This is a genomic window from Trichocoleus desertorum AS-A10, from assembly GCF_039962155.1.
In the GTDB taxonomy this organism is placed as follows: Bacteria; Cyanobacteriota; Cyanobacteriia; order FACHB-46; family FACHB-46; genus Trichocoleus.
On record NZ_JAMPKN010000059.1, the window covers coordinates 1 to 16,221 of the forward strand.

Genomic DNA, 16,221 nt, shown 5'->3' on the forward strand with positions numbered 1-16,221 from the left:
TCAAACAACCCCCGTTCTTTCAACGGTTCTGGCCCTCTTGGGTTTCTCAGATGTCAGTACAATAGCGGCATTGCTAAAGCTTGAACAGCTTTTCGTCAAAATGAGAATTGCTGCTATCAGTACGCCTATCCACTTCTAAAGGAATATGGATACCCAGCTGTATTCTCGATTCACACCAGTTCGGTGGGTGTGAATGCGGGTCGAACTCACGTAAGCTGGCAAGAGCTCAGAACGATGGCCAATGATCCGCTCGTGACGATTGCATCTCATAGCAAAACTCACCCTGTGCTCACCAAGCTCTCTCATCAACAGTTGGTCCAAGAAGTTGCCGACTCGAAGAAAATTCTGGAATCGAGACTGGCTCGCTCGGTGCAGTACTTTACTTATCCCTATGGTCTGTATGAGGCTAGAGTCAAGCGAGCCGTTGCGAATGCCAACTATCTGAGCGCGATCGCTTATGCCGTGCCGACAGAGCGCTTTGCCAACCAGTCACCGGACTTGTTGAGTTTGGCCCGCTTTGAAAAATCTCAGCTTGAAAAAGTGATACCTCAAGCTTGGAGCGGTCCTCCGGCCGCACAGTGCAAGTGAACTGCAAACAGCTGGCTGATGTCCTGGCGGTTCTCCAAGCTGCACCTGCTTATTTCATGGATCCTCACCATGAATTTGTTCAAGTTTTGAGGAGAAGTTCAGCCCAAGTCCAGTGCGATCGTCCCTCGCCGTAGATTGGGTTGACTAACAGGAAATTCAGCATTCCGAGCTTTTCAATCTCTATTGTTCATTTCTAGCTAACCCTGCTCATCCTTTGGAAGCGGCGATTTGGTTGCCCACTTGAGAAAGAAACTCAGCCACCATTAAACTGATCAGGGGCAGCGATCGCATCAAAATTAGAGCAGCCCTAATGCTTTGAAACTACGACGAGTCAGTTCTAATCGCTTAGGAGCATCTTCCATCTTAGACATGACAATGTTGGTGGCGAAGAAGTAGGTGTTATTATCTTGTTCTAGATAACCGACAAACCAACCTACACCGGGGTTAACTGCCGTAGCCCAACCTGTCTTACCTCGTAGGGTATAGTCTGGTGTTTGCTCTACAATCATGATGTCTTTGACCTGGTCGATTGTGCGTTGCGAGAAGGGCAAATTGTTTCGCTCTAATCGTCGGAGAAATTCGATCTCTTGTTTCGGTGTAATTTGCAAAGGACCCTTTAACCAGAAGTGATCAATTTGGTCTGGGGTGCCAATTTGGCGATTACCATAGTTTGCTAGCTCCACAAACTTTTGCATTCGTTCAGGCCCATTGCGACGAGCCAGGACTTGATAGAACCAAACAGTCGAGTCTTTAAAGGCTTGACGCAGATTGGTATCCCGATTCCAGGCAGGGATTTCACGCTGCACGCCATCCCAAGTCAGAACAGCAAGATCATCCCGAATGACTCCCGTTTCGAGAGAAATCAAGGCATTGAGAATTTTGAAGGTGGAGGCAGGGAAGAAAGCAGTGGCATTGCGAGTCGGGTTATGTTCGTAGAAGCGATCGCGATTCTTGTCGTAGATGATGATCGAACCGTCTACCCCCAATTCCTGAAAGGCTTTCGTTAGATTTGGAGCTTGGGCAATCACAGCCTGCTCAGGATGCGCGGTCGCTTGGGTGTTATCTCTAACAGGTATTACAGATTGAGAGCGGACAGGTGCAATTACCATGCACAGGAATAGTAGTGCCAGGCTACAACCGATCAAAGCCAATCGTCGGAACTGCTGGCTCAAAACAGATGTGATTACCCTCATGGTGTCCTGATTATGGAACAGCAAGTTAAGCCTGTGGTAATACAGTGCAAGTCAGAGCGATTCCGGAAAGCACTAGTCAGGGTCAACATTTTTGGGTTGCCAATCTTCTCGGTTCAGGCGGTAGACAAAGCAATCGTCCTCACCAAATTGACGGCGCTCAACACAGCGAAAGCCAAGCCGTTCGTAGAAGCAATGAACACGGGTATTACTGACCAGTGGATCAACCAGCACAGCCGTTACAATTGGATCAGCGAAACATCGAGCCAGGGCAAGCTGCATCATTTTCGTTCCGTATCCTTTGCCTAAATCCGTTGCTTCGCCAATCCAAATATCAATGGCGCGCAGGTTCGTGGCAATCTCTCCCCAGTAATGGCTCTCCTCACGAGCGGGATCAATAATTTGGATGAAGCCGATTGCACGCCCGTCTATTTCAGCAATTAGTTGTTCTCGCCAATCAGGGGTGCGATCGAGTTCCACTTCCCAGTGCCAATCGTCATTCGGGTCTGAAGCAATCACATGCGGTTGCTCATCCCAATGTCGTAGCAGAGCTAAATCAGCGGAGGTGGCAGGGCGGAGGTTCACCATAAAACTAATACTTTTGATAATTCGCTGATAGTTTTCGGTACGAACGCGATCGCATCGCCATCAGAGTTACGACCAACCCGATCAATCCAGTCACGGTAAACAAAAGAGCAATGCCGCGATCGGCCCCTGTGCCAAACCAACTGCCAATCAAATCGGCACCCGCACCTGTGGTCATAAAGGGAATAAAGATAAATTGGGCGATCGGTCCAATCATAAACGCGGTCAATGGGGATGCTGCTTGTTCGATGCTTTGGGCAAACCCGAATACACGACCCTGACGTTCGAGCGGAATCACGGCTTGGATAATCGTTTGCTCAGATGCTTCAACCACAGGAATCAAGCACATGTAAATGAAGACACCGATTGCTAATAATGCAATCGATTTCTGAATCGTGAAGAACGCTGCAATAACCCACATGACAATATTTGACAGAAATAGCGTTCTGAGCGGACTTTTTCCCAACCCTACCTTGCCAACAACCAATCCACCGACAATAAAGCCTACGCTCAAAAAACCCCACAACGTGCCCCAGACCTGTACGGAGACTAGGGATAAGCCATAGGCATCCATCAGAGACATGAAAACTCCACCCAGGAAGTTGTTGAAGCAGTTGAAGAAAATCAGTCCAAATAGTCCAGGAACCAGATGGATCGCTCGAATTGTGCCGCGAATATCGATGCGATTGGTTTGATGTTCCAGATGGACAACTCCCTTTTCCGGAATGGCGATCGCCACTAAATGGAGAACCGCCAGAATCATCAGGCCCATTGCAAACACGAGCATCCAGTAGGCACCCAGAAATCCGATTACCATGCCACTAAAGAGCGATGCAATGAGGAATGATACACCGTTTGCTGTGCCCACTAGCCCGTTTGCTTTGTCGCGTTCTGTTTCGGGAATCAAGATTGTCACCAGGGCGGGGAGGGCGATCGTGCGAATGTTACCCGCGATCGCTCCCACCAATGCCAGCGTGATAAAGACCCAAAGCGGCACACTGGCAGGATTCGTAAAAACAGAGGATGGAGTTGAAACAAAAATAATATAGGCGAGGATGTACAAAATCAGAGAACAGGTACTCGAAAGCAGCATGGCTGTTTTCTTTTTGTATCGATCCACCAGAGATCCCAGGAAGAATCCAGAGAGGGCAACTGTCACCAGATACACCCCTGCCATGACTGACATCACCAACACGGACTTCGTTTGCAGATACACCCAAAACGTGACGGCAAACCAAACAAAATTATTGGTCAGCGAAGCTAACAACGAGTTCGCTAAAACCGCGTAAAAAGTCTTGGTCATTCGCCAACCCCTCAATTCCTCAATTTCATATTGTCTCTGCCAACTTAGAGCTTCTTGAAATATCGGGCGATCGGTAACAGCCCAAAGCCCAGCTTTTCGTAAGTGTGACGGGCTGGGGCATGACCCGGATCACCTCCAGTCTCAACCATTGCAACAGACATTCCAGCATCTTTCATCCAAGAGAGGGCAAATTCCATTAAAGCCGTGACGATGCCTTGACCTTGAAAATCTGGATCGACTGCAACCATATAGACTTCACCCATGCTGCTCTCTGAGTTGAGTTTCACGGCGACAAAGCCCACAGTTAAACCAGTATCGATTCCTATAGCATCACCCTCTGCACTCATTGCCACCCACACATTTGTGTCTTCGGCAGTGCAGACTTCTTCAACAGCCTTTTGCTGGCTCACGCGCCAACCATCGGGATAGAATGAGCGATACACATCAGCGTCTATCACTTGCTGAAGTGAGTCAAAGACTGGAGTCCAAGCTCGAAGCGACAGCCGAACGACTGTTTCAAGTTGGCGATCGCCATAAGGTTCAATCCGAGTTTTCATGGTTGATAGCGGTGATTAGCCCGCAGAGGGAACTGCTTCGCATCGCATTTACTGAAAGAAGACCATACAGTGATATAAAGTTGAGTGCACGGGGTTGGGCAGGTAGTCTTTCTAGCAATACTACATTATACTACAAAAGTAATTGAGAATGAGGGAATGTGCTTTTAGATGGCGAGAGAATCTCAATCAGCTAGTTAACAAATATCCACGCGACACCCAAAGGCAAATCATATTGAGCATCGCGTGGATAATTTTTTCTGGTAGTGGAGTTGCTTTACGTTTTACTGCTTCCGCCGATAATGGGTGGTCATGAAGTGATGCCACTGCCCGTCATCCGTCAATATATGAGAAGTCAAGACTCGGTGATCGCCGCTCTTGAGCTCGATCGTGTCTTTGTACTTTGCCATCTTCTCTTCACCCGTCATTGTTGGTCCATCGGAAGCAAGCGTTAGCACCGTTTCCCCTGCGTCTAATTCACCGTCATATTGCCAGAGATACGTCATCATTGATCCGACCCAAGTGCCTACGTAGCGCTGCTTCTGTGGGTCGTAGCCCAGGGTCATCAGCGTTGTTGCAGGACCACAAGGCATCTCGCCCTGTCCTTCCGCCAATATCCAGAGCCCACCCAGTGAGCGAACCGTCTCAGTTCCCGTTGATTTTACGGAAGGGTGGTTTGGTCCCATCATTGCCTCCATTTCATACGTCCATTCACCCACCAGCTTCTGAAGCCACTGATGTTCTTTCTCAGGTTGAGCGGACATTGGTGAAATTTGTTCGGTTTGCGTGGTTTCCATCTTTATCTCCTTGTGATGAATCTTGATGAATGAGGATTGCATTGGGGTTGGTTCACACTTCTATTCCTGAGCAGATGCAACTCGATCAACTGCGCTGGGTTCCATGTACATCAACTCCCAAATGTGACCATCTAAATCTTGAAATCCATGTGCATACATAAACCCGTAGTCTTGAGGTTCTGTGTAGGTTGTGCCACCTGCAGCGATCGCGTTATGAACCATCTCGTCAACTTTTTCTCGGCTCTCCATTGATAAGCACGTCAACACTTCGGTACTTTTGGTCGCATCACAAATCGGATTTGGGGTGAATGTCTGGAACTTCTCATGGGTCAAGAGCATCACAAAGATGTTCTCGGAGACAATCATGCAGGTAGCTGTTTCGTCAGTAAATTGAGGATTGAACTGGAAACCAAGTTGCGTAAAAAACTCGATCGATTGATTGAGATCTTTGACGGGTAGATTGACGAAAATTTGAGTACTCATGATTTCTCCTGTGTAGTGCTTTGAAATCAGTCTGCGCAAAGTTGAAAGTAGTAAAAGGCTCAAACGACCTGCTCGCAGTTGACCATCCACGGTGTCCCGAACTGATCAATCAACATGCCAAACCTGGCAGACCAAAAGGTTTGAGCGATCGGCATCTTGACTTTTCCGTTTTCTGCTAGAGCGTGAAAAATCCGTTCTGCCTCGTCTGGGTCGGGTACACTCACCTGCACATAGAAGCCTTGAGGGGGTTCAAAATATCCCGGTGGGCAGTCAGATCCCATGAGTAGGCGATCTTTCAGTTCAAGACAGGCGTGCATGATTTTGTCATGCCACTCCGGTGAAACGTTATCTGCGGAGGGTGCCTCTTTGTGCGTCATCATCATGGTGATTTTGCCCCTGAGACATTGCTCGTAAAACTTGAACGCTGCCTCACAGTTGCCGTCGAACATCAGGTAAGAATTGAGTTGCATTGATTTCTCCTTTAGTTATCGATTCTGCGTTTTGATCAGCTAATCGGTCGCAGATGCAGTTACTCTTGCTGTCGCGTTTCAATCTGGGCACGAATGCGGTCTTCCTGCTCCCTTAATTCGGGGGTCAGGACTTCACCAAAATCCTCTGCCTCGAATACGGGACGGATTTCAATATCGGATTCTCCTGACATTGGGTTGGGGCAGCGTTTCACCCAAGCGATCGCCTCTTCCATTGAGTCCACCTGCCACAGCCAGTACCCTGCAACTAGCTCCTGCGCCGGAGTGAATGGTCCCTCGGTGATGGTGCGTTCCGTGCCCGAAAACTTCACCCGCACCCCTTTTGAGCTAGGATGAAGTCCCTCACCTGCGAGCAAGATACCTGCCTGGGCTAATTCTTCGTTGTACTGCCCCATTTCAGTCAAAAGCTGTTCGCTCGGCATAACTCCAGTTTCAGAGTCTTGGGTTGCTTTGACAAAGACCATGACTTTCATTGTGAAATCTCCTGTTGAGTGGTTTTGAGTTGGATTGCTAAGGGTGTGCCGATCGCGAACTCGCTGCGACACGCTTGAGTGCATCAATCTCGATCTTTTTCATTTGCAGCATGGCAGTGGTAACCTTTTGAGAGGTTGCCACATCGGGGTGCTTGAGCAACTCAATCAGAATGCGAGGAATAATTTGCCAGGAGACGCCGTATTTGTCCTTGAGCCAGCCGCATTGCTGTGCAGTTTCATCTCCACCCACAGACAGTTTTTGCCAGTAATCGTCCACTTCTTCCTGGGTATCGCAAAAGACTTGGAAGGAGATCGCCTCGTTAAATTTGAAGGTCGGACCCCCGTTCAGGGCTGTGAACGGTTGACCATCGAGTTCAAAGTTGACGGTCATGACGGTTCCGGCTGGTTTTCCGTGAATTTCCTGTCCCGCTTCTCCGTATCGGCTGATGTGGACAATCTTGGAATTGCGAAAAACCGACGTATAAAACTGAGCGGCTGCTTCAGCTTGATCATCAAACCATAAACAGGGAGTGATGTTGGGATTGTTTTGCATGAGGGTTCTCCTTGAGTTCAAGCGGTTGAGGACTGTCATGACTGTGCTGGTAGTCCCGCAACTTCGATGACAGGACGAATTTCAACCGTGCCAACACGTGCACCTGGAATTTGAGAGGCGATCGCGATCGCCTCATCGAGATCTTGAGCATCAATGAGGAAGAAACCACCCAATTGTTCACGGGTTTCGGCAAAGGGTCCATCCGTTATCAGTGATTTGCCGTCACGGACACGGATACTAGTTGCTGTGGCGACAGGGTGAAGTGGAGCAGTTGACAGATATTGCCCTTTGGCGTTGAGTTCTTGGGCGAGTTGAGCAGATTCCGCGTAGCAATGCTCCCGCTCGGTTTCGCTCAAGGCGTTTTCATCCATGTAGATCAGCAGCATGTATTTCATTCGGTTGCCTCCATTCTTGGCCTTTGCAAATAAGTCGAACGACATCAGCTCAAATCGACACCTCTTAAAAATTTTTCGTCAGGTACGATCGAGCTTTTGCTCCCTTATAAGTCAATCGAACGGCGATCGCTCAAATCGACACCTCTTGAAAATTTAATTATTTAGTACAATTGTTCTTTGTTGTCGTGTATTGTTATCGTGTTCCCTTATAAGTCAGTCGAACAGCGATCGCTCAAATCGACACCTTGTCAAAAGTTTTGATGTCTTTTTATGTCAGATATGGCTTCAAACGCAAAATCGGATGTGGCTCAGGCGATCGCTGACACGTACCGCACTGAATGGGGGCGGATTGTCGCCATCCTGATTCGGCTGGTGGGAGATTTTGATTTGGCTGAAGAAGCGGCACAAGAAGCGTTTACGGTAGCTGTAAATCAGTGGCAGACCAGTGGGGTTCCTGATCTTCCTCGCGCCTGGATTATCCGAACCGCTCGATATAAAGCGATCGATCGCCTCCGACGACGGACACGACTCACCGAAAAACTGGAGTGGTACGCGGCATCTGGGTTAATTCCATCGAGCGAGGAGCCAACCTACGACAGTGATGAAATTCCCGACGATCGACTGCGGTTGATCTTTACCTGCTGCCACCCCGCACTGGCGATCGAGTCGCAGGTCGCTCTAACGCTACGAATGTTAGGTGGGCTCGAAACTGATGAAATTGCCCGTGCGTTTCTTGTGCCTACAGCAACGATGGCACAACGGCTGGTACGGGCTAAGCGCAAAATTCGGGATGCGGGAATTCCCTACAAAGTGCCAGACACAACCGCTCTCTCTGCCCGAATCAAGGCAGTCCTGACGGTGATTTATCTCATCTTTAATGAAGGTTATGCGGCGACCAAAGGCGAGACCATTGTGAGAGCTGACCTCTGCACTGAAGCCATTCGACTAGGGCAACTGGTACGAACGTTGATGGCACCCCAACCTCCTTCAGAAGTCACGGCACTGGTGGCGCTGATGTTACTGCACGACTCGCGGCGAGATGCTCGTTTGGATGAGGCAGGCGAGCTCATTCTGCTAGAAGATCAGGATCGCAGTCGTTGGAATCACCCACAAATTGCCGAGGCTCTGCCATTAGTAGAAGAGGCACTGCGCGGCGGCACGGGTTGTTTATGCCCTGCAAGCGGCGATCGCAGCACTCCACTGTCAGGCAGCACGAGCTGAAGAGACAGATTGGGCACAAATCGTACAACTCTATAACCTTCTGGAACGCTTACAGCCTTCAGCGATCGTGTCACTCAATCGGGCCGTGGCGATCGCGATGGCAGACAGTCCCCAAGCAGCACTCGTTCTGATTGATAGACTTGCCACGGAACTTGACAGCTATCATCTGTTTCACGCTACCCGTGCGGATTTATTGCGGCGTGTCGGAGCGCTCCAGAAGGCAGCCCAGAGCTACATACGAGCACTGGAATTGGCTACAAATGACAGCGAGCGTCGCTTTCTAGAGCGTCGGCGGCGCGAAGTTCAGCCCTAACGCCTTCACGTTCAATTTAACTCATGGAAAGTTCAGATATGGATCACAACCCCAGCATCCTCTCACACGTCTCCATCGGCACCAACGATTTCGAACGAGCGATCGCCTTCTATGACGCTGTGTTGCCGACGTTGGGCTGCAAGCGATTGATGGAGCATCCGGGGGCAGTTGCCTATGGCAAACAGTACCCCGAATTTTGGGTGGGAACTCCATTTGATGGACAGCCTGCAACGGTTGGTAATGGCACCCACATCGGTTTTATCGCTCCTACAAAAGAAGCGGTTCACGCCTTCTATGAGGCAGCATTAGCAGCAGGTGGCAAAGACGATGGTGCCCCCGGTGGCAGACCCGAATATAGCGAGCCATACTACGGCTGCTTTGTGCGCGATCCGGATGGACATAAGATAGAAGCCGCCTTCTGGGATGAGCAGCTTGGGGTCGAGGTCGCCTGATTGACCCCATCTTCGGATTGCTGATGTTGCTGCCAGCAAACAGTTTTACCATGAGTTGTGATGCGTCAGCCGCTCCATCAGAATCAAGGTCAGGGCAAGAGCTAGATATTAATCAGATTTATTCAGATTAATATCTAGCTCATGAGAAAAGTCATTACTGGGGAGATACTGGCCCGAACCTGCGTGCCATTGACATCTGGATTGGCGATACTACTAGCCGTTTTTGCAACACAATCCCCGTTTTCGTATCTGCGTATTTCTCTACTCGAGTAATGCCAGGTTTCGCACTGCGCCTTGATCCGCGCTAGTTGCCAGCAGGGCATACGCCTTGAGTGCTGCTGTCACCCGCCGCTGCCGAGGTTGTGCAGGCTTCCAGGCATCTTTCCCCTTTGCCTCCATAGCAGCCCGACGCTCGGCTAGTTCCTCTACCGACAAATCGACCTGGATGCTGCGATTGGGGATGTCAATCAGAATGCGATCGCCGTCTTGCACCAGAGCAATGGTGCCACCTGCTGCTGCCTCTGGGGAGACATGACCGATTGAGAGACCCGAAGTCCCACCGGAGAAGCGACCGTCGGTCAATAGAGCACAAGCTTTGCCCAGCCCCTTCGATTTCAGGTAGCTCGTGGGATAGAGCATTTCCTGCATCCCAGGACCTCCGCGCGGACCTTCATAGCGAATGATCACTACATCCCCTGCTTCCACTTCATCGCTGAGAATTCCCTTGACAGCAGCATCCTGACTTTCATAAATGCGTGCCCTGCCTTCGAACACCAGAATGCTTTCGTCCACCCCTGCTGTCTTCACAATACAACCGCGCTCCGCCAGGTTACCGTAGAGCACCCCTAAGCCACCCTCGCTGCTGTAGGCATGTTCGTTGCTGCGGATACAGCCGTTCTCCCGATCCAGGTCAAGGGAAGGCCAACGCGTCGATTGACTGAATGCTTGCTGAGTTGGAATTCCCGCCGGACCCGCCTTGAAGAAAGTGTGGACGGCTTCATCATCGTTGCGCATCACATCCCAGCGATCGAGGGCTTCCTTGAGGGTTGGACTATGAACGGTCGGCACATCGGTGTGAAGCAGACCCGCTCGATCCAGTTCACCGAGAATCCCTGGGATACCACCCGCCCGATGCACATCCTCCACATGATACTGGGGCGTGTTCGGAGCGACCTTACAGAGTTGCGGCACCTGACGCGAGAGGCGATCGATGTCGGTCATGGTGAAGTTAACCCCCGCTTCCTGGGCCGCAGCCAGCAAGTGCAGAATGGTGTTGGTCGAGCCGCCCATGGCGATATCTAGCATCATGGCATTCTCAAACGCCTGGAAGCTAGCGATCGCTCGTGGTAGCACCGATTCGTCGTTTTGCTCGTAGTAGCGACGAGTGATACTTACAATCGTTCTCGCCGCGTTGAGGAACAGATCCTTGCGGTCGAAATGGGTCGCTAGTACCGTGCCGTTTCCGGGCAAAGAAAGACCGATCGCCTCGGTGAGGCAATTCATAGAATTAGCGGTGAACATGCCAGAGCAGGAGCCACAGGTTGGGCAGGCAGAACGCTCATACTCCTCGACCACCTCGTCACTGAGTTTGTCGTTGGCGGCGGCCACCATCGCATCCACCAAGTCTAGCTTGTGCTCCGCGAGCTTAGTCTTTCCCGCTTCCATCGGTCCGCCGGAGACGAATACCGCAGGAATATTAAGGCGCAGGGCAGCCATCAGCATGCCGGGAGTGATCTTGTCGCAGTTGGAAATGCAAACCAGCGCATCCGCACAATGGGCATTCACCATGTACTCGACCGAATCCGCGATGATCTCTCGCGAGGGCAAGCTGTACAGCATGCCGTCATGCCCCATAGCGATGCCATCATCTACAGCAATCGTGTTGAATTCTTTGGCAACTCCACCCGCGGCTTCAATCTCACGGCACACCAACTGACCGAGATCCTTCAGGTGCACATGCCCTGGCACGAATTGGGTAAAGGAGTTAGCGACGGCAATAATAGGCTTCTCGAAATCCTCGCTCTGCATTCCAGTGGCGCGCCAAAGCGCACGGGCACCGGCCATATTGCGTCCCTGAGTGGAGGTTCTAGATCGATACGTCGGCATGGCGCAATCTATTCGTCTAAGGAGTTGGAATAATCTCAATTCTATTGGAAATTAGCATTGAAAGTTAATAAAACCACTGCATTGCCCAAAATAGTAGGGGCAATCCCTGGTCCTAACATTCAAGCTTGGAAGCAGCCGGCTTTCTGGCTGCCATTACTCGCAAATTAGCTGAGCATGATATCAGCGTGAACGCTCTTTCTGCTCACTATCATGACCCCCTGTTCGTGCCTGCCTCAAGTGCTCAAAAGGTAATGAAACTACTTCAGGAATTTGTGAGGTAACCTACAGTTGATCGGTGGCAGTTGAGATCATTTCAATTCATTTGGGAGTTTCGATAAACGGAGTTAGCGTAGATTGCAAGCTGGGCACGATTTCGCAGGTTTAGGCGATCAAATAAGTGAGTGACATGGGTTTTCACAGTGCCTTCAGCAATAAAGAGTTGTTCAGCAATTTCTCGATTCGTCGAGCCATCTCCAATCAATCGCAGTACATCTTGTTCTCTTGGGGTCAGTGATTCTAAATCGGGGGAGCTTGGTTCTGACACCTCGGCTTCGGATCGGATTGCCATCACCTTTTCTATTAACCCTGGTGCCATCTGAGTGTAGCCCCGGTGAGCAAGCCGAATTGCCTGTACTAACTCATCGGATGGCATATCTTTGAGTAAGTAACCTTTAGCACCCGCTCGAATGGAGTCAGAGATATACTCGTCATCATCAAATGTACTCAGCACCAGAACTTTTATCTCTGGAAACTGCTGACAGATGGCTCGTGTTGCAGCCCGCCCATCCATTACAGGCATTCGCACATCCATCAAAACCAGGTCAGGCTGCAAAGCGGCAACCTGCTGAACCGCGACTTCGCCATTGCTAGCAGTTGCAACCACGCACAAGTCAGATTCCAGCTCCAGCAGAGTCTTTAAGCCCTGGATGATCAGGGGCTGATCGTCCACTAGTAGTAGACGAATTGGGGAAGTAGGGGTTGCTGCGCCTGATTCAATCTGTGTTCCGCTCACTGTGCCCTCCCAGCGTTTCAGTGCCCGTCACAATAGCCAATTCAAACTCTTTAGTCCTGACTCAGAAAATCTCTTCGGGTCTAGTTTGTCGCTATCTGCGATCGCGAGCTTAACCCCTTAGGGTGAAATTTCTATTCTCTCACCGGGATGCCTCTCGTGTCGTTCAGGATGATTTTGCAAAGGAAGTTTGACGATAATGCGACATCCGTTTTCTGGTTTTGTTTCTAGGTGCAGAGTCCCGTTAATGGCTGCGACTCGTTCTTGCATTCCCTGCAATCCAAATCCGTTGCTTCGTTGGTTTGGATCAAATCCCTGGCCATTATCTTCAATCACTAAATTCACATCGGTCGCAGCGGTACTCAGTTGAATGTTGACTTGGCTCGCTTGGGCATGTTTTCTAATGTTGGTTAACGCTTCCTGCACAATCCGATGGAGCGTCTTGCTCATTCTGGGACAGATGATGGTTTGCCCCTTGATTGAGGTTGAGATCGCAACACCCGTACCCTGTTGAAAATCTTTTGCTAAGTGAGCGATCGCCTCCTCCAAGGGTGGTGCTTCTGCATCCTCGCGCAAGGCTCTAACCGATCGCCTGACCTCCTGCATTGCTGTGGCTGCCAACTGCTGTGCCTGTTGCAAAAATGTACGTGCCTGATCTGGATCGCGTTGCCAGAGTTTGGCCGCAGTTTGTAATTGAATGTTTTGGGCCGTCAGTGTGTGTCCCAGAGAGTCATGAATTTCGCGGGCAATATGGTTCCGTTCCTGTAACGCTGCCAACTCTTCAATCTGCAACGCATATTGTCTCAACTGTTCATGCGCTGCTGCCAGTGCTTCTTTGGCCTGTCGCTCTGAAAGTAAAGTGCTGACTAATTTCAATACAAAGAACAACCCCAACCCAAACATCAATGTTTCGGCAATCAGATGCATCCAGAACAGATGGCGATCGCTGGGCTCCACGAGTAAGGTAATGTTTTGGACATAGCGCACCTGATGCACCAGAAACAGCAAAAAACTCAATCCCGCCACTATCCATCGCATGAGTGGCTTAAATAGAAAACAACTTTGAATTAGAACAATCAGATACAGCGTTGGTAATACATGCAGGTAACCCAGCGTGGCTCCGTAGAAAATCAAGCCAATCTCGATACCCACATAGATCAATTTGTAAGACAGTTTACCACCGGGCAAAATTGCTGCCATCACGCTTAGGACCGCAAGAACAAGAACGTGTTGAACAGGGACTTGATTCTCCCCAAAGGACTCCATGATGGCGAAAGAGAAGCAGGTAGCAATCATCACCCATTCCGCATAAAGCAGAAACCGGAAAGGATTCAGTTGGGGTTTGAGCGATCGTTGGAGAGCAATCATGGTAGGGCTTCAGCGAAATTATTTTCTATTAATACTCCAGTTTTTGCCGTACACCCTCTCACTTTCGTTGTGACTCACTCATCTGAGGTAAGTCGAAAGTCATAGGAATATCTACTTACACTTCAACGAAAGTCTGAGCAGCATCCTCAATTCGTTGAGGCGCGATTCAAGACGTTCTTCAGAAGAAAATAACGAATCAATTTTTTAGGGTAGAGACATAGCAGTTCTCAACCGGGTTGTTGCTTGTTAAGGATGAAACTTTGCTAAGTGTAGGTTCCACGCCTCAAAAGTAACAAGTTTTAACACAATCACAGAGACAACTCAGCCACAAAGATACTTTCTAAGGAAGCTGACGATTTGACTCGTTGTTTGCAGGACATCAACTTATGAAACTTCGCTATCGCGGTGTTGGCTACGAAATCGCTCAGGCCGTTCCATCTCAACCGATGAGCGTTACTCCAGTCACACTCATGTATCGGGGTAATCCATATCAGAGTAATCAGTACCAACTCATGCCTCATGGGATTGGTAGCCAGCACTCTATGACTAACCAATCGCCTCAAATTACTTCCCTTCCTAGAACTATAGCAAGGCCGCAACTGATTTACCGCGGTGCTGCTTATACCCCTTAATGTTGGCACAAAACATAGCTCAGTCTGTTGCAGTTCAGGAGATAAAATTATGCATCTTATTTGTCGTGGACACATCTACCCTTACATTCCAACTGCGCCCCAGCCCTATGTTAAGCCTCATGCTTTAAATTGGCGTTTCCAATCACCTGAAGAAACTTACGAAACTGTCTTTGTTCCTCAACCCTATGTCAAACCTCGTGCCTTGAACTGGCGCTATCAGTTGGCCGCAGGGTTGTAATGCTCAACTAATTTCATGGAAAAAGAATCAGCGATCGCTGAAAATAATCTGTCTTAGCTATTGATAGCTCTCATACCCTCATGAAACTCAACAATAATCAAACTTGGGAACAAGTTGCAAAGGCAGAGTCATTGCCAACCCTGTTGCTAGACGCGATCGACTATCTCCCATTGTTATATCAAGAACAGTCGCTGCCAGAGTCGCAGTTGCAGGAGCGACTTGCAGAAATTTATCGTGAGTATCGGCGATCGCACACTTACTGGCAGACCGAGAAGGAGCTGGTTTACGGGGCAAAAGTGGCTTGGCGCAATAGCACAGGTTGTATTGGACGGATCTTTTGGGAAACGTTCAACGTGCGAGATCTGCGCCATCTCGCCACCGCAGAGGAAATCTTTGAGGCGATCGTCGATCATCTTTATCAGGCAACCAATGGCGGCAACATTCGTTCCACCATTAGCATTTTTGCACCCGTTGCACCGGGGCAACCTGGGATTCGTATTTGGAATTCACAACTAATTCGCTATGCGGGATATCGGCAACCAGATGGCTCAATCATTGGTGATCCTGAGCAAGCGGAGTTCACCGAACTGTGCCACCGCTTTGGTTGGAAAGGGCAAGGAAGTCCATTTGACGTCTTACCATTGGTCATTCAGATGCCAGGACAAAGGCCTCAGTGGTTTGAACTTCCAAAAGCAGCGGTGATGGAAGTCCCAATTGTGCATCCTGACTATGAGTGGTTTGCAGAACTCGGACTTAAATGGCATGCGCTTCCCGCCCTTGCAAACTGGCGATTAGAGATTGGCGGTATCTCCTATTCCTGCGCCCCCTTTAACGGTTGGTATATGAGCACTGAAATTGGTGCCCGAAATTTTGGAGATGAGCAGCGATACAACTTATTACCTGCGATCGCTCAACGAATGGGGCTAAACACGGGCTCAAAACTATCGCTGTGGAAAGATCAGGCGCTTGTTGAACTGAATCGAGCGGTTTTGCATTCGTTTACCGCCTGTGGGGTCAAGATCGTCGATCATCATACCGCGTCTGCCCAGTTTATGCAGCACTGGCAGCGAGAAGCCGAGGCTGGACGCATCGTGCCTGCGGATTGGGGGAGAATCGTGCCGCCAATGTCTGCTTCTACAATGCAGGTGTTTCACCAAGAGATGCAAGATGTTTGCCTCAAACCCAATTTTTTTCAACAACCTGCACCTTGGAAACGAGGAAGCAGCGATCAACCCTCCTCCATTCCGTCTGCTCTTGGTGACTCACAGCCCAAGCAATGTCCTTTTCATTAGCTGCTCTTCAGCGGCGATCGCCCTATACATTGCATTAATTTTTGACCCTGCCCACAGGTCTATCTACTCAGCAATTCTCATTTTGACGAAAAGCTGTTCAAGCTTTAGCAATGCCGCTATTGTACTGACATCTGAGAAACCCAAGAGGGCCAGAACCGTTGAAAGAACGGGGGTTGTTTGA

Annotated in this window: 20 protein-coding genes and 1 pseudogene; 8 read left to right on the plus strand and 13 right to left on the minus strand. The window is 49.7% G+C overall.

What is annotated here, in order from left to right; translation table 11 throughout:
- Positions 1 to 117: 117 nt before the first annotated feature.
- Positions 118 to 588 (plus strand): annotated as a pseudogene (locus NDA01_RS28250) (polysaccharide deacetylase family protein); the annotation flags it as partial.
- Between the two features lie 296 nt (positions 589 to 884).
- On the opposite strand, the gene blaOXA reads toward NDA01_RS28250, so the two are convergent.
- The 10 genes from blaOXA to NDA01_RS28300 all read right to left on the minus strand — a co-directional run bounded on the left by blaOXA (position 885) and on the right by NDA01_RS28300 (position 7,409).
- The gene (gene blaOXA, locus NDA01_RS28255; protein WP_431193554.1) at positions 885 to 1,781 is read right to left on the minus strand and encodes a class D beta-lactamase; all 897 of its coding nucleotides are present in this window, start codon (positions 1,779 to 1,781) and stop codon (positions 885 to 887) included.
- Between the two features lie 72 nt (positions 1,782 to 1,853).
- Entirely contained in the window at positions 1,854 to 2,366 is a 513-nt protein-coding gene (locus NDA01_RS28260; RefSeq protein ID WP_348230647.1) for a GNAT family N-acetyltransferase, read from the minus strand.
- 4 nt (positions 2,367 to 2,370) lie between these two features.
- Positions 2,371 to 3,666 (minus strand): MFS transporter, encoded by a 1,296-nt coding sequence (locus NDA01_RS28265; RefSeq protein WP_348230648.1) that lies wholly within the window; start codon positions 3,664 to 3,666, stop codon positions 2,371 to 2,373.
- Between the two features lie 44 nt (positions 3,667 to 3,710).
- Positions 3,711 to 4,223 (minus strand): GNAT family N-acetyltransferase, encoded by a 513-nt coding sequence (locus NDA01_RS28270; RefSeq protein ID WP_348230649.1) that lies wholly within the window; start codon positions 4,221 to 4,223, stop codon positions 3,711 to 3,713.
- A gap of 281 nt (positions 4,224 to 4,504) precedes the next feature.
- Positions 4,505 to 4,984: a DUF1579 domain-containing protein gene (locus NDA01_RS28275; RefSeq protein WP_431193555.1), complete on the minus strand. Its 480-nt coding sequence runs from the start codon at positions 4,982 to 4,984 to the stop codon at positions 4,505 to 4,507.
- 93 nt (positions 4,985 to 5,077) lie between these two features.
- On the minus strand, positions 5,078 to 5,500 hold the full coding sequence (locus tag NDA01_RS28280) for a VOC family protein (protein ID WP_348230651.1): 423 nt from the start codon (positions 5,498 to 5,500) through the stop codon (positions 5,078 to 5,080).
- Between the two features lie 59 nt (positions 5,501 to 5,559).
- Positions 5,560 to 5,970, minus strand: coding sequence for a VOC family protein (locus NDA01_RS28285; RefSeq protein ID WP_348230652.1), 411 nt, complete (start codon positions 5,968 to 5,970; stop codon positions 5,560 to 5,562).
- A gap of 59 nt (positions 5,971 to 6,029) precedes the next feature.
- The gene (locus NDA01_RS28290) at positions 6,030 to 6,461 is read right to left on the minus strand and encodes a YciI family protein (RefSeq protein WP_348230653.1); all 432 of its coding nucleotides are present in this window, start codon (positions 6,459 to 6,461) and stop codon (positions 6,030 to 6,032) included.
- A gap of 37 nt (positions 6,462 to 6,498) precedes the next feature.
- Positions 6,499 to 7,014 (minus strand): VOC family protein, encoded by a 516-nt coding sequence (locus NDA01_RS28295; RefSeq protein WP_348230654.1) that lies wholly within the window; start codon positions 7,012 to 7,014, stop codon positions 6,499 to 6,501.
- Positions 7,015 to 7,049: 35 nt separating this feature from the next.
- Entirely contained in the window at positions 7,050 to 7,409 is a 360-nt protein-coding gene (locus NDA01_RS28300) for a YciI family protein (RefSeq protein WP_348230655.1), read from the minus strand.
- Positions 7,410 to 7,688: 279 nt separating this feature from the next.
- Here NDA01_RS28300 and NDA01_RS28305 point away from each other — a divergent pair, with 279 nt between their 5' ends.
- The 3 genes from NDA01_RS28305 (at position 7,689) to NDA01_RS28310 (ending at position 9,395) form a co-directional block, all read left to right on the plus strand.
- On the plus strand, positions 7,689 to 8,630 hold the full coding sequence (locus NDA01_RS28305; RefSeq protein WP_431193556.1) for an RNA polymerase sigma factor: 942 nt from the start codon (positions 7,689 to 7,691) through the stop codon (positions 8,628 to 8,630).
- Positions 8,631 to 8,697: 67 nt separating this feature from the next.
- A complete protein-coding gene (locus tag NDA01_RS32100) occupies positions 8,698 to 8,943 on the plus strand; it encodes a hypothetical protein (RefSeq protein ID WP_431193557.1) in 246 nt (81 codons plus the stop codon).
- A gap of 23 nt (positions 8,944 to 8,966) precedes the next feature.
- Positions 8,967 to 9,395, plus strand: a complete 429-nt coding sequence (locus NDA01_RS28310) for a VOC family protein (protein WP_431193558.1) — start codon at positions 8,967 to 8,969, stop codon at positions 9,393 to 9,395.
- 261 nt (positions 9,396 to 9,656) lie between these two features.
- On the opposite strand, the gene ilvD is transcribed toward NDA01_RS28310, so the two are convergent.
- On the minus strand, positions 9,657 to 11,501 hold the full coding sequence (ilvD, locus tag NDA01_RS28315; protein ID WP_348230656.1) for a dihydroxy-acid dehydratase: 1,845 nt from the start codon (positions 11,499 to 11,501) through the stop codon (positions 9,657 to 9,659).
- Between the two features lie 125 nt (positions 11,502 to 11,626).
- Here ilvD and NDA01_RS28320 point away from each other — a divergent pair, with 125 nt between their 5' ends.
- Positions 11,627 to 11,782, plus strand: coding sequence for an ACT domain-containing protein (locus NDA01_RS28320; protein ID WP_348230657.1), 156 nt, complete (start codon positions 11,627 to 11,629; stop codon positions 11,780 to 11,782).
- Between the two features lie 32 nt (positions 11,783 to 11,814).
- Here the strand turns inward: NDA01_RS28320 and NDA01_RS28325 are convergent, their stop codons facing one another.
- Positions 11,815 to 12,513, minus strand: a complete 699-nt coding sequence (locus NDA01_RS28325; protein WP_348230658.1) for a response regulator — start codon at positions 12,511 to 12,513, stop codon at positions 11,815 to 11,817.
- Between the two features lie 117 nt (positions 12,514 to 12,630).
- The gene (locus NDA01_RS28330; protein WP_348230659.1) at positions 12,631 to 13,878 is read right to left on the minus strand and encodes a sensor histidine kinase; all 1,248 of its coding nucleotides are present in this window, start codon (positions 13,876 to 13,878) and stop codon (positions 12,631 to 12,633) included.
- A 386-nt stretch (positions 13,879 to 14,264) separates the two neighbouring features.
- Here NDA01_RS28330 and NDA01_RS28335 point away from each other — a divergent pair, with 386 nt between their 5' ends.
- The 3 genes from NDA01_RS28335 to NDA01_RS28345 all read left to right on the plus strand — a co-directional run bounded on the left by NDA01_RS28335 (position 14,265) and on the right by NDA01_RS28345 (position 16,040).
- Positions 14,265 to 14,510, plus strand: coding sequence for a DUF4278 domain-containing protein (locus NDA01_RS28335; RefSeq protein WP_348230660.1), 246 nt, complete (start codon positions 14,265 to 14,267; stop codon positions 14,508 to 14,510).
- A gap of 49 nt (positions 14,511 to 14,559) precedes the next feature.
- A complete protein-coding gene (locus NDA01_RS28340) occupies positions 14,560 to 14,748 on the plus strand; it encodes a hypothetical protein (RefSeq protein WP_348230661.1) in 189 nt (62 codons plus the stop codon).
- Positions 14,749 to 14,828: 80 nt separating this feature from the next.
- Positions 14,829 to 16,040 (plus strand): nitric oxide synthase oxygenase, encoded by a 1,212-nt coding sequence (locus tag NDA01_RS28345; RefSeq protein WP_348230662.1) that lies wholly within the window; start codon positions 14,829 to 14,831, stop codon positions 16,038 to 16,040.
- Positions 16,041 to 16,221: the final 181 nt, after the last annotated feature.

What these genes read in the sequence shown, in the direction of transcription:
- blaOXA (WP_431193554.1), bottom strand. Translation starts at nt 1,781, where the DNA reads ATGAGGGTAATCACATCTGTTTTGAGCCAGCAGTTCCGACGATTGGCT.
- NDA01_RS28260 (WP_348230647.1), bottom strand. Translation starts at nt 2,366, where the DNA reads ATGGTGAACCTCCGCCCTGCCACCTCCGCTGATTTAGCTCTGCTACGA.
- NDA01_RS28265 (WP_348230648.1), bottom strand. Translation starts at nt 3,666, where the DNA reads ATGACCAAGACTTTTTACGCGGTTTTAGCGAACTCGTTGTTAGCTTCG.
- NDA01_RS28270 (WP_348230649.1), bottom strand. Translation starts at nt 4,223, where the DNA reads ATGAAAACTCGGATTGAACCTTATGGCGATCGCCAACTTGAAACAGTC.
- NDA01_RS28275 (WP_431193555.1), bottom strand. Translation starts at nt 4,984, where the DNA reads ATGTCCGCTCAACCTGAGAAAGAACATCAGTGGCTTCAGAAGCTGGTG.
- NDA01_RS28280 (WP_348230651.1), bottom strand. Translation starts at nt 5,500, where the DNA reads ATGAGTACTCAAATTTTCGTCAATCTACCCGTCAAAGATCTCAATCAA.
- NDA01_RS28285 (WP_348230652.1), bottom strand. Translation starts at nt 5,970, where the DNA reads ATGCAACTCAATTCTTACCTGATGTTCGACGGCAACTGTGAGGCAGCG.
- NDA01_RS28290 (WP_348230653.1), bottom strand. Translation starts at nt 6,461, where the DNA reads ATGAAAGTCATGGTCTTTGTCAAAGCAACCCAAGACTCTGAAACTGGA.
- NDA01_RS28295 (WP_348230654.1), bottom strand. Translation starts at nt 7,014, where the DNA reads ATGCAAAACAATCCCAACATCACTCCCTGTTTATGGTTTGATGATCAA.
- NDA01_RS28300 (WP_348230655.1), bottom strand. Translation starts at nt 7,409, where the DNA reads ATGAAATACATGCTGCTGATCTACATGGATGAAAACGCCTTGAGCGAA.
- NDA01_RS28305 (WP_431193556.1), top strand. Translation starts at nt 7,689, where the DNA reads ATGGCTTCAAACGCAAAATCGGATGTGGCTCAGGCGATCGCTGACACG.
- NDA01_RS28310 (WP_431193558.1), top strand. Translation starts at nt 8,967, where the DNA reads ATGGAAAGTTCAGATATGGATCACAACCCCAGCATCCTCTCACACGTC.
- ilvD (WP_348230656.1), bottom strand. Translation starts at nt 11,501, where the DNA reads ATGCCGACGTATCGATCTAGAACCTCCACTCAGGGACGCAATATGGCC.
- NDA01_RS28330 (WP_348230659.1), bottom strand. Translation starts at nt 13,878, where the DNA reads ATGATTGCTCTCCAACGATCGCTCAAACCCCAACTGAATCCTTTCCGG.
- NDA01_RS28335 (WP_348230660.1), top strand. Translation starts at nt 14,265, where the DNA reads ATGAAACTTCGCTATCGCGGTGTTGGCTACGAAATCGCTCAGGCCGTT.
- NDA01_RS28340 (WP_348230661.1), top strand. Translation starts at nt 14,560, where the DNA reads ATGCATCTTATTTGTCGTGGACACATCTACCCTTACATTCCAACTGCG.
- NDA01_RS28345 (WP_348230662.1), top strand. Translation starts at nt 14,829, where the DNA reads ATGAAACTCAACAATAATCAAACTTGGGAACAAGTTGCAAAGGCAGAG.